Annotated in this window: 14 protein-coding genes; all 14 read left to right on the top strand. The window is 67.0% G+C overall.

Annotation, left to right across the window (positions count from 1 at the left end; all coding sequences use genetic code 11):
* Nucleotides 1-500, top strand: a 500-nt coding sequence (locus ACFWPJ_RS09215; RefSeq protein ID WP_378849100.1) for a DNA-binding response regulator, incomplete at its 5' end; no start/stop codon positions are given.
* 30 nt (nucleotides 501-530) lie between these two features.
* On the top strand, nucleotides 531-1133 hold the full coding sequence (locus tag ACFWPJ_RS09220; RefSeq protein ID WP_378849102.1) for a class I SAM-dependent methyltransferase: 603 nt from the start codon (nucleotides 531-533) through the stop codon (nucleotides 1131-1133).
* A 120-nt stretch (nucleotides 1134-1253) separates the two neighbouring features.
* Complete coding sequence (locus ACFWPJ_RS09225) at nucleotides 1254-1682, top strand: hypothetical protein (protein WP_378849104.1); 429 nt, start codon at nucleotides 1254-1256, stop codon at nucleotides 1680-1682.
* Between the two features lie 10 nt (nucleotides 1683-1692).
* Complete coding sequence (locus ACFWPJ_RS09230) at nucleotides 1693-2238, top strand: hypothetical protein (protein WP_378849106.1); 546 nt, start codon at nucleotides 1693-1695, stop codon at nucleotides 2236-2238.
* A gap of 89 nt (nucleotides 2239-2327) precedes the next feature.
* A complete protein-coding gene (locus ACFWPJ_RS09235) occupies nucleotides 2328-2996 on the top strand; it encodes a hypothetical protein (protein ID WP_378849108.1) in 669 nt (222 codons plus the stop codon).
* 388 nt (nucleotides 2997-3384) lie between these two features.
* Nucleotides 3385-4128 (top strand): hypothetical protein, encoded by a 744-nt coding sequence (locus ACFWPJ_RS09240; protein WP_378849110.1) that lies wholly within the window; start codon nucleotides 3385-3387, stop codon nucleotides 4126-4128.
* Nucleotides 4129-4308: 180 nt separating this feature from the next.
* The gene (gene glf, locus ACFWPJ_RS09245) at nucleotides 4309-5547 is read left to right on the top strand and encodes a UDP-galactopyranose mutase (RefSeq protein WP_378849111.1); all 1239 of its coding nucleotides are present in this window, start codon (nucleotides 4309-4311) and stop codon (nucleotides 5545-5547) included.
* A 76-nt stretch (nucleotides 5548-5623) separates the two neighbouring features.
* Entirely contained in the window at nucleotides 5624-7558 is a 1935-nt protein-coding gene (locus ACFWPJ_RS09250) for a glycosyltransferase (RefSeq protein ID WP_378849113.1), read from the top strand.
* A gap of 89 nt (nucleotides 7559-7647) precedes the next feature.
* Nucleotides 7648-8160: a phosphatase PAP2 family protein gene (locus tag ACFWPJ_RS09255; RefSeq protein WP_355283672.1), complete on the top strand. Its 513-nt coding sequence runs from the start codon at nucleotides 7648-7650 to the stop codon at nucleotides 8158-8160.
* Between the two features lie 26 nt (nucleotides 8161-8186).
* Nucleotides 8187-9119, top strand: a complete 933-nt coding sequence (locus ACFWPJ_RS09260; RefSeq protein WP_378849115.1) for a decaprenyl-phosphate phosphoribosyltransferase — start codon at nucleotides 8187-8189, stop codon at nucleotides 9117-9119.
* Entirely contained in the window at nucleotides 9097-11028 is a 1932-nt protein-coding gene (gene zomB, locus ACFWPJ_RS09265; protein ID WP_378849117.1) for a flagellar motor control protein ZomB, read from the top strand. Before ACFWPJ_RS09260 ends, zomB begins: the two co-directional genes overlap by 23 nt.
* 237 nt (nucleotides 11029-11265) lie before the next feature.
* The gene (locus ACFWPJ_RS09270) at nucleotides 11266-12327 is read left to right on the top strand and encodes an alpha/beta hydrolase (RefSeq protein ID WP_378849119.1); all 1062 of its coding nucleotides are present in this window, start codon (nucleotides 11266-11268) and stop codon (nucleotides 12325-12327) included.
* A 299-nt stretch (nucleotides 12328-12626) separates the two neighbouring features.
* Nucleotides 12627-13649, top strand: coding sequence for an alpha/beta hydrolase (locus ACFWPJ_RS09275; protein WP_378849121.1), 1023 nt, complete (start codon nucleotides 12627-12629; stop codon nucleotides 13647-13649).
* A 173-nt stretch (nucleotides 13650-13822) separates the two neighbouring features.
* Nucleotides 13823-14839: an alpha/beta hydrolase gene (locus tag ACFWPJ_RS09280; RefSeq protein WP_378849124.1), complete on the top strand. Its 1017-nt coding sequence runs from the start codon at nucleotides 13823-13825 to the stop codon at nucleotides 14837-14839.
* The last annotated feature ends 28 nt before the right edge of the window (nucleotides 14840-14867 follow it).

Consider the following 14867-nt stretch of genomic DNA (forward strand, 5'->3'; position numbering starts at 1 on the left):
ATCTCCTCATTGTCGATCTATTCAACGAACGCATGGCTTCCGGTCTCGAATACTGTCGAGAGTTCAAGCGATGTTGCCCTGGATCGAAGATTTTAGCCTTTTCTGAAGCGGCCGAATACCGGGATCTCAGCCTGGCCTCGGCGTGGGGGGTGGATAGTTTCGTCTATTCGGCTGAAACGCCGGAGCAGCTGTCCCGGTCGGTGGAAGCCACCTTGAGCGGCGCCCGCGTGTGGGTGATGTCCGCCGCAGCGCCGGAGAATTATCAATCAGGATTCGGGCTCGCCGCAAAACTCACACCGCGAGAACGTCAGATTGTCGAGCTGGTATCGATGCGGCATACCAACCGTCAGATCGGCAACCTGCTTTCTATCAGCCCGAATACAGTCAAAAATCATGTGGCATCGATCCTTCGGAAGCTGAACCTGCCGAGCCGTTCAGATCTTTTCGGCACACCGTTGTTCGCTCCGACTGCGCAAAATTCACCAAAGCTTGCGGGATGAAAATTCCATGGCAGACAGGGAAGCTGAACAATGGTTACTGAACGTGCCTCCAAAGTCGTTTCGTTGCTGTATGACACGGCGTACCGGCTCGGCATATCGCCGTGGGATCTCGGTAAGCCGATGGACGAGTTGGTTGACCTGATCGAGGGACCATCCGCCCTTCCGCCCGGTAGAGCCGCCGATCTCGGTTGTGGTGCCGGGACCAAGTCGATCTACCTCGCTCGGCAGGGGTGGGACGTGACCGGCGTGGACATTTCGGCGCAAGCACTGAAGCACGCCAGGGACCGCACCGCGGAAGCCGGAGTGGACGTGCGGTACGTCGAGGCGGACATCCTGGACATGCCATCGGATCTCGCCGGGCGACGGTTCGAGTTCCTGCTGGACTTCGGATGCGCGCACAACTTGCGCAACAGCGCGAAGTCGGCTTACGCGAAGGCTGTGGCCGGCATCGCGGCGCCACAGGCGACGCTGTACCTGTACGGCTTCACCAAAGGTCCGCAGAGCATCACCCGGGAGCAGATCGACAACGACTTCGGCCCCTACTGGGAGCTGGTGTCCGCTGAGCCTGGCAGTATCCGCCGCTGGCCTGACGCGGGTCCCGTCTGGTATCGCATGGTGGTTCGCGATCGGTGATCGCGGGTAGCCCGACCATGGCGCCACGAACGGCGCCCGGTCTGGTTGCCACCGTTCGACCGCACTCGATCGGTCGTTCCGCCGTATAACTGACGGCGACGTCGACAAGTAGCGGGGACAGTGGTGGATCAGGTGCGGCCGGAGCGGCCTTCTCGCGCGGTGACCGCGCTGGTCGCGGGATGGCTCGGGGTGTTGGTCGGTGGTGCGGGGATCATCGTCGGCACGGCGACGGCGGTGGTGCTGGCGCTCGGACGCGAGATCGAGCTCGATTACGTAGGGGCGGGGATCGTGGGCGGGCTCGGGGTCGTCTATCTGCTCGGGGCGGTGCTGTTGTTGCGGCGGCGGATGCTGGGCAGGCGGGTGTTGCTCACCATGTCCGCGGTGATGGCGGGGGCGACATTGCTGGTCATCGTGCTCAACGGGGCGAGTCATGGGTGGCGGTTGGGGCCGCTGGATTTCTGGCTGGCGCTGAATGTGGTGATCCTCGCGCTCAGCCTGAGCGAGCCGACGCGGCGCTGGACCACCACGCGGCAGCACGGCACGGGATAGGTTCTCCAGCATGGTCGTGCAGGAAACGAAGTCGACAATCGGTGAGGTGACGGCGATTACCGCCGTGTGCTGCGCCGCCATGGCCGCCGCGGCGAATCTGCTCGGGGCCGTGATTCTCGTGCGCGCCTTTCTCGCCGATCCCGACCGGCTCGACGACTCGCTGACCCTGTTCACCACGCTCGGCGCGCTGGTGTCGGCGTTCGCGTTCGGCTACGGCGGGCTGCTGCTCGCGCGGCGCGACCAGACCGGCCGGTGGGTGCTCATCGTCGCGGCGGGCGCGCAGGTCGGCCTCGGCGTGCTCGGCCTGCTGGCCACGCTCGTGAACTACGACTCCGAGTACGGCATCCACTGGTTCGCCGAGGAGCCGGTGACCCGGTCGATTCTGATCGGCTTCGGCGGGGTACCCGGTGCCGTGACGGCGATCGTGAACCACAGCTGGGCGGCCGCGCCGGCCGCCGTCGTCCTCGGCGCGCTGGTGCTGCTGCCCGCGGTACTGCCGTGGACGGCGGCGTACACGCTCGCTCGCCCGGAAACGGTTGTCGGACCGAACGTATAGTTTCAGCCGGTCGGCATCGCCAACGTGGTGCTGCGACGCTGGTTCACGAGACACCGGTTCACCGGTACAGCTCGGAGGAGGGGGACACGATGGGGTATCCGCACGGCCAGCAACAGGGCTACGACCCGTACGCGGGCCAGGGCTACGCGCAACCCGCCCACGGCGGCGACCCGTACGGTCAGCAGGGATACGCGCAGCCCTACGGCGCGCCGAGACCTGAATACAGTTACGCCGCACCGGCTTACGGTGTGCCAGCTTACGGTGCACCGGGCTACCCGGCGCCCGGTTACGCACAGCCGCCGCGCGCAGGTGGTGGCACCGCGATCACCGCGGCCGTGCTCGCACTGCTGCTGTCAGTGGTCGCCCTGGGAGGCATCGGTATCGCCGCTGCCTTCCTGTTCGGCACGGATGCGGTGAGTGCCGCCGAAGACGACGCGCGCGCCGCGGTGAGCATCGGCCTGGCGATCGGTGTAGTGCCCGGCCTGCTGTTGCTGCTCGGCTCGATCCTGCTGTTCCGGCGCAAGACCGCGGGCCGGGTGATCCTCATCCTCCTGTCCCTGATCGCCGTCATCATGAGCGCGATCTCGATTGCGGCGGCGGCCGCAGGCGGTACGGAAGATCCGGTGGTCACGGTGGTCGGCGGAGCGATCACCACCTCGCCTCCCTTCCTGATCCTGATCCTGGCTGCCGCGCCTGCCACCGGCCGCTGGATACGCGCCGCCCGCCAGCCCGCGTACCCTCCGCACCCGTACCACTGACAGCGCACAGGGGGCGTCACGCATGAGCCAGCCATCCGGACACGTGCCGAACGAGGGTGCACCGCAGCCGGTCTCGCCGGGCAAAGGCCACGCCCCGGCGACGGTTCTGTACGGCACCGGCCACTCGCTGCCCGGTGACATCACGCCGGAACCCTCTGTGCCCGCGCTCGGGCTGGGCGCCGGCGGCGACTCCGAAATACCGCCCGCCGCAGACCTTCCTGGTCAAGTCGGTGGATACCCAGGCCCGCTGCCAGTGCCGCCTGCCTACGGCGCGGGCCCGCCCGGACCGTCCGCCGCTGTACCCGGGGCGTTCCCCGGGCAGCCCGGTGGAAACCAGCAGCTCGTGCAGTTTGGGTACGGCGCTGTCCAGCCCGGACAGGCGTATCCGGTGAACGCCGGGCAGCGCTCTGGGGAGTGGTGGCAGACGCCGGGAACCGGGGCGATGTATGGGCCGCAGGTAGCTGGGTATGCGCAGCAGGCCGTGGACGCCGGGAACCCTGGTGTCCAGTCTTCGGGAAGGCGGTCGCGTCAGCCGGGCGTGCTCCTGGATCGAGCCGTCGTCGCCTTCACCGGGGTGTTGGCTGGGTATGCGGTGCTGGCGTCGGTCCTTGGATTCAAGGCGAACACGCTGTTTGCCGATAGCGAGTGGATGAGCCACCGGATTCTTGCCGTGACAGCAGCGCACCTGGTCGTGGCGCTGCTGTGGCTGGTGGCGGCGGTGTTGCTCGGGCGGCGCGTGAAGTCGGGCCGGGCGCTGGTCGGCGTGCTTGCGGTCGGATATCTCGGGATGAACTCGGTCGGGCTGGCCACCAGTTGGTGGTACGTGGAGTCGGCACTGTCGGTGTTCACCGGGTCGGTGGACTATGTCTGCCTCGCTACAGACTGGTATGGCTGTCCCACCAGCGAGGACGCAGGGTTGTGGTTCACCGGCGCGGGGGCTGTGCTGGCGGCGCTCATGCTGATCCTGATGCTGGTTTTTGCAGAAACGACCCGGACGCCGGGTCGACAATCTCCGCAGGTGCCATCAGGCTTCGGCGGACAGCCACCGCACGGGCCGACTCCCGGTGGGTACCCCAACGGACAGCTCACGCCATATCCCGGCCCACCCTTGCCGCACCATCCTTACCGCTGAGGCCGCCGGATCCGCCGCCGGGCCATGAGGCGATCGAGCACATCGCCCCACCGGGGCGCCCGCCGACTGCGTGGGCGCGTTCCACTGGGCCGCCACTTGGGCTGCCCTGTCACCCCAGCTCAGGACCGGGTCGGTGACTCCACCGGGACAATCTGCGGTCTTCCGATACGCTGGGCACCCGTGACCGTCGCATCGTCCCCGGGTAACTCCGTCAACGCAGATTCCGCCACTTCGGCAAACCAGTACGACCTGATCGTGGTCGGCTCCGGCTTCTTCGGCCTGACCGTCGCCGAGCGTGCCGCGAACCTGCTCGGCAAGCGGGTGCTGGTGATCGACCGCCGCTACCACCTCGGTGGCAACGCCTACTCGGAGCCGGAGCCGGAAACCGGTATCGAGATCCACAAGTACGGCGCGCATCTGTTCCACACCTCGAACAAGAAGGTGTGGGACTATGTCACCCAGTTCACCGAGTTCACCGGGTACCAGCACCGCGTGTTCGCGCTGCACAAGGGCCAGGCCTACCAGTTCCCGATGGGGCTCGGCCTGATCTCGCAGTTCTTCGGTCGCTACTTCACCCCCGAAGAGGCCAAGGCGCTGATCGCCGAGCAGGCCGCCGAGGTGGAGACCGCCGACGCGCAGAACCTCGAGGAGAAGGCGATCTCGCTGATCGGCCGCCCGCTCTACGAGGCGTTCGTGCGCGATTACACCGCCAAGCAGTGGCAGACCGACCCGAAGGAACTGCCCGCGGGCAACATCACCCGCCTGCCGGTGCGCTACACCTTCGACAACCGCTACTTCAACGACACCTACGAGGGCCTGCCCAAGCAGGGGTACACGAAGTGGCTGGAGAACATGGCCGCCTCCGAGCTCATCGAGGTGCGCCTGAACACCGACTGGTTCGACGTGCGTGCGGAGATCGTCGCGGCCAGCCCGGACGCGCCGGTCGTCTACACCGGCCCGCTGGACCACTACTTCGACTACGCCGAGGGCGAGCTGGGCTGGCGCACGATCGACTTCGAGACCGAGGTACTCGAGATCGGCGACTTCCAGGGCACCTCGGTGATGAACTACAACGACGCCGACGCGCCGTACACCCGCATCATCGAGCCGCGCCACTTCCACCCCGAGCGCGACTACCCGACCGACAAGACGGTCATCATGCGCGAGTTCTCCCGCTTCGCGCAGACCGGCGACGAGCCGTACTACCCGATCAACACCCCCGAGGACCGCGCCAAGCTGCTGGCCTACCGCGAGCTCGCCAAGAAGGAGACCGCCGAGAAGAAGGTCCTCTTCGGCGGCCGTCTCGGCACCTACCAGTACCTGGACATGCACATGGCGATCGGGGCGGCGCTGAGCATGTTCGAGAACGTGCTGCGTCCGCACCTGGAGTCCGGCGCGGCTTTGGTGGACGAGGCATGAGCGAGCGAAGCGAGCGACAGATGAGCACAGCCGCCATCGCGGTCATGGTGGAGCCGAGCGCCAGCGAGGCGGAGGCATGAGCGCGCAGCCGGTGCTGGATGACGTGACGACCGAGACGCGCGCCAAGTCGCTGCTCCAGCGGATCATCCTGCCGCGTCCGGGTGAGCCGCTCGACGTGCGGACCCTCTACCTGGAGGAATCCACCACCAACGCGCGCCGCGCGCACGCCACCAGCCGGACCGCGCTCTCGATCGGCGCCGAGTCCGAGGTGTCGTTCTGCACCTACTTCAACGCGCTGCCCGCCAGCTACTGGCGACGCTGGAGCGTGCTGAACTCGGTGGTGCTTCGCCTGGAACTGGCCGGGCACGGCCGCGTCGACGTCTACCGCTCCAAGGCCGACGGTTCGCGAATCCACGTGCAGGGCAAGGAATTCGCCGTCGCCCAGGGTGCGGATTCGGTGACCGTCGAGTTCGAGACCGATCTCGGTCCGTTCGAGGACGGCGGCTGGATCTGGTTCGACATCACCACCGACACGGCGGTCACGCTGCTCGCCGGTGGCTGGTACGCGCCGCAGGAAGCGCCGGGCGCGGGCACCATCGCCGTCGGCATGCCCACCTTCAACCGGCCCACCGACCTGGTCAAGACGCTGGCCGCGCTGGGCTCGGACCCGCTGGTGCTCGGCAATGTCACCAAGGTGATCGTGGCCGACCAGGGCAACCGCAAGGTCGTCGACGAGCCCGGCTTCACCGAGGCCGCCGCGACGCTGGGCGACCGGCTCTCCATCCACGATCAGCCCAACCTCGGCGGGTCCGGCGGGTACAGCCGGGTCATGTACGAGGCGCTCAAGACCGACGCCGAGTTCATCGTCTACATGGACGACGACATCGAGATCGAGCCCGACTCGATCCTGCGCGCGCTGGCGTTCTCCCGGTTCGCCAAGTCGCCGCTGCTGGTCGGCGGGCAGATGCTGAACCTGCAGGAGCGTTCGCACCTGCACAGCATGGGCGAGGTCGTCGACCGCGGGATCTTCATGTGGTCCTCCGCGCCCAATGTCGAGTACGACCACGATTTCTCGAAGTACCCGCTCAAGGACCGCGACAACTCCAAGCTGCTGCACCGGCGCATCGACGTCGACTTCAACGGCTGGTGGACCTGTGTGATCCCGCGGCAGGTGGCCGAGCAGATCGGTCAGCCGCTGCCGCTGTTCCTGAAGTGGGACGACGTCGAGTACGGCCTGCGCGCCCGCGAGGCCGGCTACCCGACCATCACCCTGCCCGGCGCGGCCGTGTGGCACATGGCCTGGTCCGACAAGGACGACGCCATCGACTGGCAGGCCTACTTCCACCTGCGCAACCGCCTGGTCGTCGCCTCCCTGCACCTGCCGGGCGACGGCAAGCCGATGATCGTGAACACGGTCAAGGCCACCCTCAAGCACCTGCTGTGCCTGGAGTACTCGACGGTCGCCATCCAGAACGAGGCGATCCGCGACTTCCTGGCCGGGCCGGAGGGCCTGTTCGACCTGCTGCCGAGCGCGCTGGGCAAGATCCACGCGATGCGCAAGGAGTACCCGGACGCCGTCGTGCTGCCGTCCTCGACGGAGCTCCCGCTGGCCAACCGGCACGGCGTCGGCGCGACCGGCGAGCCGGGCAACCCGATCGCGAAGGTCGCACGCCTGGCCAAGGGCGTCGTGCACAACTTCCGCAAGGCCGACCCGGCCGCCCACGCGACACCGCAGCTGAACGTGCCGACGCTGGACGCGCGCTGGTTCCTGCTGTCCCAGGTCGACGGCGTCACCGTGACGACCGCCGACGGCCGCGGCGTCGTCTATCGCAAGCGCGACCCGCGCAAGGCCGCCGAGCTCCTCAAGGAAGCGATGCGCCTGCGTAAGGAGCTCACCGCCCGATTCCCGGAGATGCAGCAGCGCTACCGGGCCGCGCACGCCGAGCTGACCAGCACGGCGGCGTGGGAGAAGACCTTCGGCCTCAGCCAGAACGGAACCGAGAAGAAGTGAACGCGATCAACCCGGAACTGCCCGAGCTGGAGCTGGCCGAGGAAGGCTGCGGCGGTGAGTGCGCCTGCGCGTGCGGCGACGGCGAGTACATCGAGGTGCCACTCGAGGTCGGCATCATCAACACCGTGCAGACGACCATCGGCACCAACCCGGCCGTCGTCTCGGCCGCGCGCGGGATGTCGCACTTCGGTGAGCACGCGCTGGGCTGGGTCGGCATCGCCGCGGCGGGCTGGCTGGTCGACAAGCCGCGCCGTCGGCAGTGGGCCGGTGTCGCGGTCGGCGCCGTCGGCGCGCATGCCGCGTCGATCGTGATCAAGCGGATCGTCCGGCGCCCGCGCCCGGACAGTCCCGCGGTGCAGGTCAACGTGTCGACGCCGAGCAAACTGAGCTTCCCGTCCTCGCACGCGACCTCGACAACGGCGGCGGCGGTGTTGCTCGGCAGGTTGACCGGGCTACCCTTGCCTGCGGTGCTCGTGCCGCCGATGCTCCTTTCCCGGGTCGTGCTCGGCGTGCATTACCCTTCCGACGTGCTCGCCGGTTCCGCATTGGGGGCCGCGTCGGCAGCCGCCGTGCTAGCCGCCGAAAAGAGACTCCGACAGTGACCGCAACCGAAAGAACCTTGGCCCAGATGAGCGAAGAACCGTCCGCCGCCGTCCTCGACGAAGGTGTTGTGAAGGGCCCGCCGAAGACCCTGGTCGGTGGCGTCGTCAAGGCCATGCGCCCGCGTCAGTGGGTGAAGAACGTCCTGGTGCTCGCCGCGCCGCTGGCCGTCGGCCCGGAAGCGGTCGGCGACGCGGGCGTGCTGGTGCACGTCGCGATCGCGTTCGTCGTGTTCTGTATGGCGGCCTCGGGCATCTACCTGGTCAACGATTCGCTCGACGTCGAGGCCGACCGGGCGCATCCGACCAAGCGGTTCCGGCCGATCGCGGCGGGCGTCGTTCCCGTCAACCTGGCTTACACGCTGGCCGCGGTGCTGCTGATCGGTTCGATCGCGGGTTCGTTCTTGGCTTCCTGGGAACTCGCGGTGGTGATGGCGATCTACATCGCCATCCAGCTGGCCTACTGCCTCGGCCTCAAGCACCAGGCCGTGCTCGACATCTGCATCGTGTCGTCGGGCTTCCTGCTGCGCGCCGTCGCCGGTGGCGCGGCCGCCGGCATCGCGCTGTCGCAGTGGTTCCTGCTGGTCATGGCGTTCGGTTCGCTGTTCATGGCGGCGGGCAAGCGCTACGCGGAACTGCAGATCGCGGTGGAGACCGGCGCGAAGATCCGCAAGTCCCTCGAGTACTACACGACGACCTACCTGCGCTTCATCTGGACGCTCGCGGCCACCGCCGTCGTGATCTTCTACGGCCTCTGGGCGTTCGAGCAGGCCGAGCTGCGCGACACCCAGTGGTACTCGATCTCGATGATCCCGTTTACCATCGCAGTCCTGCGTTACGCGGTCGACGTCGATGGTGGCGAGGCCGGTGAACCCGAAGAGATCGCGCTGGGGGACCGCATCCTGCAGTTCCTCGCTATTGCCTGGATCGGAGCGGTAGGTGTCGCTGTCTATCTCACCTGACGAGATCGTGGTAGCGGAGCAGGAGACAACCGAATACGAGCGGCTACGCGACGACGAGCAGTCGGTGCGCCCGGCTGCGCGTTTCGCGATACTGTCCCGCGCCACCTTCGTCGGTGGGGTCGTGCTCGCCGTCGTGTTGTTCGCGGTCGGCGCCTGGCAGCGGCGATGGATCGCCGACGACGGCCTCATCGTGCTGCGGACGGTGCGCAACCTGCTCGCCGGCAACGGCCCCGTCTTCAACATGGGCGAGCGGGTCGAGACCAACACCAGCACCGCGTGGACGTATGTGGTCTGGTTCTTCAGCTGGCTCACCCAGGCCAGGCTCGAGTACGTGGTTCTCGGTATCGCGCTGGTCGCCTCGCTGCTGGCGATCGTGTTCGCCATGCTCGGCACCGCCCGGCTGTGGGGCGGCAGCACCGGTCAGCTGCTGATCCCGGCGGGCGTGCTCGTCTACATCGCGCTGCCGCCCGCCCGTGACTACGCCACCTCCGGACTGGAGAGCGGCCTCGTCATCTGCTGGGTCGGGTTGCTGTGGTGGCTGCTGATCCGCTGGAGCCAGGCCGCGGTGGTTCGCGTGCCGAGCCTGCTCGGGCTGGTCTTCCTCGCCGGTCTCGCGCCGCTGATCCGGCCGGAGGCCACCCTCATCGGCGCGCTCGCGCTCGGCATGATCTTCCTGACCCCGATGCCGCGGTTCCGGTACGGGCCGATCGTGCTGCGCGCGCTGATCGTGTTCGTCGCCGGGATCGTGCCGGTGGCCTACCAGATCTGGCGGATGGGCTACTACGGCCTGCCCTACCCGAACACCGCGGTCGCCAAGGACGCGGGCGGGGCCAAGTGGGGCCAGGGCATGAAGTACCTCTGGGACCTGGTCGGCCCGTACTACCTGTGGATTCCGCTGCTCGTACTGCTGATCGCCGGTGCGGTCACCGCGGCGGCGCGCGGGATCACGGTGCGGCCGAAGTGGTCGGTGGCCGGGTTCCGTACCTGGTTGCGCTCGCCCAGCGCGGTCGTCGTGCTGGTCCTGGTCAGTGGTCTGCTGCTCACCGTCTACGCGATCCGCGTCGGCGGCGACTTCATGCACGGCCGGATGCTGCTGACCCAGCTGTTCCTGCTGCTGTTGCCGGTGGCCGTCGTGCCGATCCGGCTGCGGATGTTCAGCCCCCGTGACTGGTCGACGGTCGTCGTGCTGGCCGCCTTGCTCGGCACCGCGGGCTGGTCGCTGTACGCGGCGAGCACCACCGCGATCAAGACCGGCACCAAGATCAGTTCGTCCGGCATCGTCGACGAGCGCGTCTACTACGTGCTCAACACCGGCAAGGATCATCCGATCCTGGCCGAGGACTACCTCGACTATCCGCGCATGCGGGCGATGGTCAACGACATCGCGGCCAACCCCAACGGCGGCCTGCTGCTGAACTCGCCGTCGTACACGTTCTGGTACCTCGACCCGCCGCCGCAGCCGATCCCCGAGGGCGGCGCCGGGCACACGGTCTACTTCCTGAACCTGGGTATGACCAGCATGAACGTGCCGCTGGACGTGCGCGTCATCGATCCGATGGGCCTGGCCTACCCGCTGGCCGCGCATTCGGACCGGCTCGCCGACGGCCGCATCGGGCACGACAAGAGCCTGTACCCGGACTGGGTGGTGGTCGACTCGGGCATGGTCGACATCCATCCGTGGATGCCCTGGTACATGGACGAGGAGTGGGTCACCCAGGCGCGCACGGCGTTCTCGTGCCCGCAGACGCAGGCGCTGATGATCTCCACCCGCGACCCGCTCACCTTCGACCGGTTCAAGCACAACCTGCGCCATGCGCTGACCTTCGCGAAGTACCGGATCGACCGGGTGCCGAAGTACGAAATCCAGCGATGTGGGCTGGTTGATCCCTTCCCCGAGCCGCCCCGCTGAAGTACTCTCCTTGTCACACTGGGCTCATGGGTACCCATGAGCCCAGTGGTTACACCCCCTGTTCAGGCTTTTCTTAGTGGCGAACACCATTAAATCTCTTTTCGGTAACGTCCGGCTATCGATGTAGCGATATGGTCATCGAGGAACTCCGTCGGCGCACTGGTGTGCCGGTAGTAAGTCGGCGGTCATTGCAACCGCGGTTCCGCGCGAACCGCACGAGGAAAGGCCAAAAACAGAATGCGTGGCGGACGTCTAAGAACCGGCTGGCTCAAGCGGTCGGTGCTGGTTTCCCTGGCGGTTGTGCTGCCGCTCGGCGCATCGGTGGCAGGTCCCACCGGTACGGCGACGGCGGCCTTCGACCCCAGCGGCTTCGACTTCTGGGTCGACTCCGAGATGGGCCCGATCAAGAACCGGATCTTCCGCGCCGCCGACGGCAACACCGGTCGCGTCGTGTACGCGCTCGACGGTATGCGGGCGCGCGACGACCTCAACGGCTGGGAGATCGACACCAACGTCGCCCGTGCGCTGACCGCGGCCAACATCAACGTCGTCATGCCGGTCGGCGGCCAGTCCAGCTTCTACGCCGACTGGAACGCGCCGAGCAACTTCTTCGGCATCGACGCGGGCTCGGGCGGTAGCTCGACCGGTTCGGCCGCCACCGGCTCCGCGATGACGGGTTCGTCGATCGCTCCGGCCCAGGTCGCAGGCAAGAAGAACACCTACAAGTGGGAAAGCTTCCTCACCAACAACCTGCGCAACGCGCTGTCGAGCCGTCTTGGCTTCAACCCGAACAACAACGGTGTGTTCGGTCTGTCGATGGGCGGCTCGGCCGCGCTGACGCTGGCCGCCTACCACCCCGATCAGTTCAGCTTCGCCGGCTCGTTCTCCGGCTACCTGAACATCTCGGCGCCGGGCATGCGTGAGGCGATGCGCGTCGCGATGATCTCGGCCGGTGGCTTCAACATCGACGCGATGGCGCCGCCGTGGGGCCCGCAGTGGCTGCGCATGGACCCGTTCGTCTTCGCGCCGAGTCTGGTCGCCAACGGCACCCGCGTGTGGGTGTCCTCGGCCAGCGGTATCCCCGGTGCGGGCGATGTGTCCAACCCGATGGAGATCGTCCAGGGCGTGCCGCTGGAGCTGCTCGCGATGGTGAACACCCGTGCCTTCCAGGTCCGGATGGCCACCCTCGGCGGCGGTAACGCGAACTTCGACTTCCCGATCACCGGCGTGCACAACTGGCGCAACTGGGAGACCGAGGTCAACCGCATGATCCCGGATCTGTCGGCCAACATCGGCTAGCTCCACCCGTACGAAGAACAACCGCTCGGTGCATGAACGCACCGGGCGGTTTTCTTTGTCTACGTCTCGATCCGAAGGACAGGGGGTGACGAATCATGTGCGGCAGGTCACCGCGAGTTGTGCTGCGGGTCACTTTCCAGCAACATAGAAGCGTTCGTCAGCGGTTGATACACAGTGAGCATGCGTCGAGGTTGAATCGTCCGTTTTGCCCTGGATCGAGTCATTTCGACGTCCGATGAGGGATCCGGTTGCGTAGCTCAGAGTTTGCGCAGGCGGTCTTGGCGAGAAAGGTCGATCGAATGCGAACACTGCGCTGGAAGCGTGGGCCCGTCGAGACCCGGGGATCGTGGGCGAAGCGCTGGGCCGCCGGCGTTTCCCTGGCCCTGCTGGTGCCGATCGGGACGGTCGTCGCCGGGACGACAGCACCGGCCTCGGCCGGATTCCATCCTGGCGCGTTCGACTTCTGGGTCGACTCCGGCATGGGCCCGATCAAGACCCGGATCCTGCGTGCCGCCGACGGCAACACCCAGCGCGTCGTCTACGCCCTCGACGGCATGCGCGCCCCCGAGTCCCTCAGCGGCTGGGAGGAAGCCACCGACGTACCCAACGCGCTGGCCGCCGCGAACATCAATGTCGTGATGCCGGTCGGTGGCATGTCGAGCTTCTACGCCGATTGGAACTCGCCGAGCGAGTTCTTCGGCGCCGGGGCCACCGGCTCCGCCGCGGGCCCCGGCAAGAGCTACCGGTACCAGTGGGAGACCTTCCTGACCGTCGACCTGCGCAACGCACTGGCCGACCGGCTCGGGTTCCGCCGCGACCGCAACGGCGTATTCGGTTTGTCGATGGGTGGATCAGCCGCCTTGACGCTGGCTGCCTATCACCCTGATCAGTTCTCCTACGCCGGAGCATTCTCCGGTTACCTGAACATCTCGGCGCCCGGAATGCGGGAGGCCATCCGCCTGGCCATGCTCGACGCGGGCGGATACAACGTGGACTCGATGGCGCCGCCGTGGGGCCCGCAATGGCTGCGCATGGACCCGTTCGTGTTCGCGCCCAACTTGATCGGCAACAACACCCGCCTGTGGATCGGCGCGGCCTCCGGCTTGCCGACGGGCCAGGACCGCCCGTCCATGGATACCGTCAACGGCATGGGCCTGGAAGCCATGGCACTGGCCAACACTCGGGCATTCGAGGTCCGCATGGCCACGCTCGGAGCACGCAATGTCACCTACTCCTACCCCGCGTACGGAATTCACGCGTGGAATACCTGGGGCGCGGAAGCATTCCGCATGATTCCGGACCTGTCGGCGAATATCGGGTGATGCGCCGGGAAAGGTTGCACTGACGTCGGTGTATGACTACCCTTCATCGCGGACAGAAGGCCGCGTGCCCTCGCCTGAAAAGCCAAGTTTGCGTGGCCAATTGGATAGACGTGATGGTATGCGGTCGGGCGCTTACCGGCGTCGTCAGAACAACTCGGAAAGAGAGCCGCACCATGCGTTTCGCCCGGACGCCAGCTTCAGGGCTGAGCGACGCGAGCAGTGAACCTCGGCCGCGCCGGAGGTTGCGTGCGCTTGTCGCGATCGCAGCCGCGGTCGCCATGCCCTTTTCCGCCACCGTCGCGGCGTCGGCCGCGCCCGCGTCCCCCGTTCTTCGGGCGCCTGCCGGTGGCTACGAGGAGCTGATGGTCCCCTCGGTGATGGGGCCGGTGAAGGTTCAGGTCCAGTGGGCCAAGAACGGCGGTTCCGCCGCGCTGTACCTGCTCGACGGTATGGCGGCGCGCGATGACAAGAACGCGTGGTCGTTCGAGACCAACGCCATGCAGCAGTTCGCCAACGACGATGTCACCCTGGTGATGCCGGTCGGCGGTATGTCGAGCTTCTACGCCGACTGGGTGTCGCCGAGCAGCCTCAACGGGCAGAAGACCACCTACAAGTGGGAAACCTTCCTGACCGAGGAACTCCCGAACTTCCTGGCCGGTTACGGCGTCTCCAAGACCAACAACGGCATCATCGGCCTGTCGATGAGTGGCAGCGCGGCGCTGTCGCTGGCCGCCATGCACCGCGACCAGTTCAAGTACGCCGGTTCGTTCTCCGGCGCCCTGAACCTCTCGCAGCCGGGCATGCGCGAAGCCGTGCGCGTGGCGATGCTGCGCTGGGGTGCCTACAGCTCCGACTCGCTGGCTCCGCCGTGGAGCCCGCAGTGGCTGCGGATGGACCCCTTCACGGTGGCGGCGCAGCTCAAGGGCCTGCCGATGCGGATCTCCGCGGGCAGCGGCATGCCGGGTAAGTACAACAACCCGCGCAACCCCGGCGAGATCTTCGATACCGGCGTCGGTATGGGCATCGAGGCGGTCACCCTGATCAGCACCAGGTCGTTCGAATCGCGGCTGAAGTCGATCGGCGTTCCCGCCACCTTCGACTTCCCCGCCACCGGCACCCACACCTGGAAGTACTGGGAGGACCAGCTCTGGGCCGGTCGCCCGCAGATCCTCGCCGCCCTCGGCGTCTGATCCGCGTCAACTACTGAATATCGACGAA

It is taken from the genome of Nocardia sp. NPDC058497 (genome assembly GCF_042720195.1).
In the GTDB taxonomy this organism is placed as follows: Bacteria; Actinomycetota; Actinomycetes; order Mycobacteriales; family Mycobacteriaceae; genus Nocardia.

Coding starts and splice junctions, on each gene's coding strand:
- ACFWPJ_RS09260 (WP_378849115.1), top strand. CDS start 8,187: ATGAGCGAAGAACCGTCCGCCGCCGTCCTCGACGAAGGTGTTGTGAAG.
- ACFWPJ_RS09250 (WP_378849113.1), top strand. CDS start 5,624: ATGAGCGCGCAGCCGGTGCTGGATGACGTGACGACCGAGACGCGCGCC.
- ACFWPJ_RS09220 (WP_378849102.1), top strand. CDS start 531: ATGGTTACTGAACGTGCCTCCAAAGTCGTTTCGTTGCTGTATGACACG.
- ACFWPJ_RS09280 (WP_378849124.1), top strand. CDS start 13,823: ATGCGTTTCGCCCGGACGCCAGCTTCAGGGCTGAGCGACGCGAGCAGT.
- ACFWPJ_RS09275 (WP_378849121.1), top strand. CDS start 12,627: ATGCGAACACTGCGCTGGAAGCGTGGGCCCGTCGAGACCCGGGGATCG.
- ACFWPJ_RS09235 (WP_378849108.1), top strand. CDS start 2,328: ATGGGGTATCCGCACGGCCAGCAACAGGGCTACGACCCGTACGCGGGC.
- ACFWPJ_RS09230 (WP_378849106.1), top strand. CDS start 1,693: ATGGTCGTGCAGGAAACGAAGTCGACAATCGGTGAGGTGACGGCGATT.
- ACFWPJ_RS09270 (WP_378849119.1), top strand. CDS start 11,266: ATGCGTGGCGGACGTCTAAGAACCGGCTGGCTCAAGCGGTCGGTGCTG.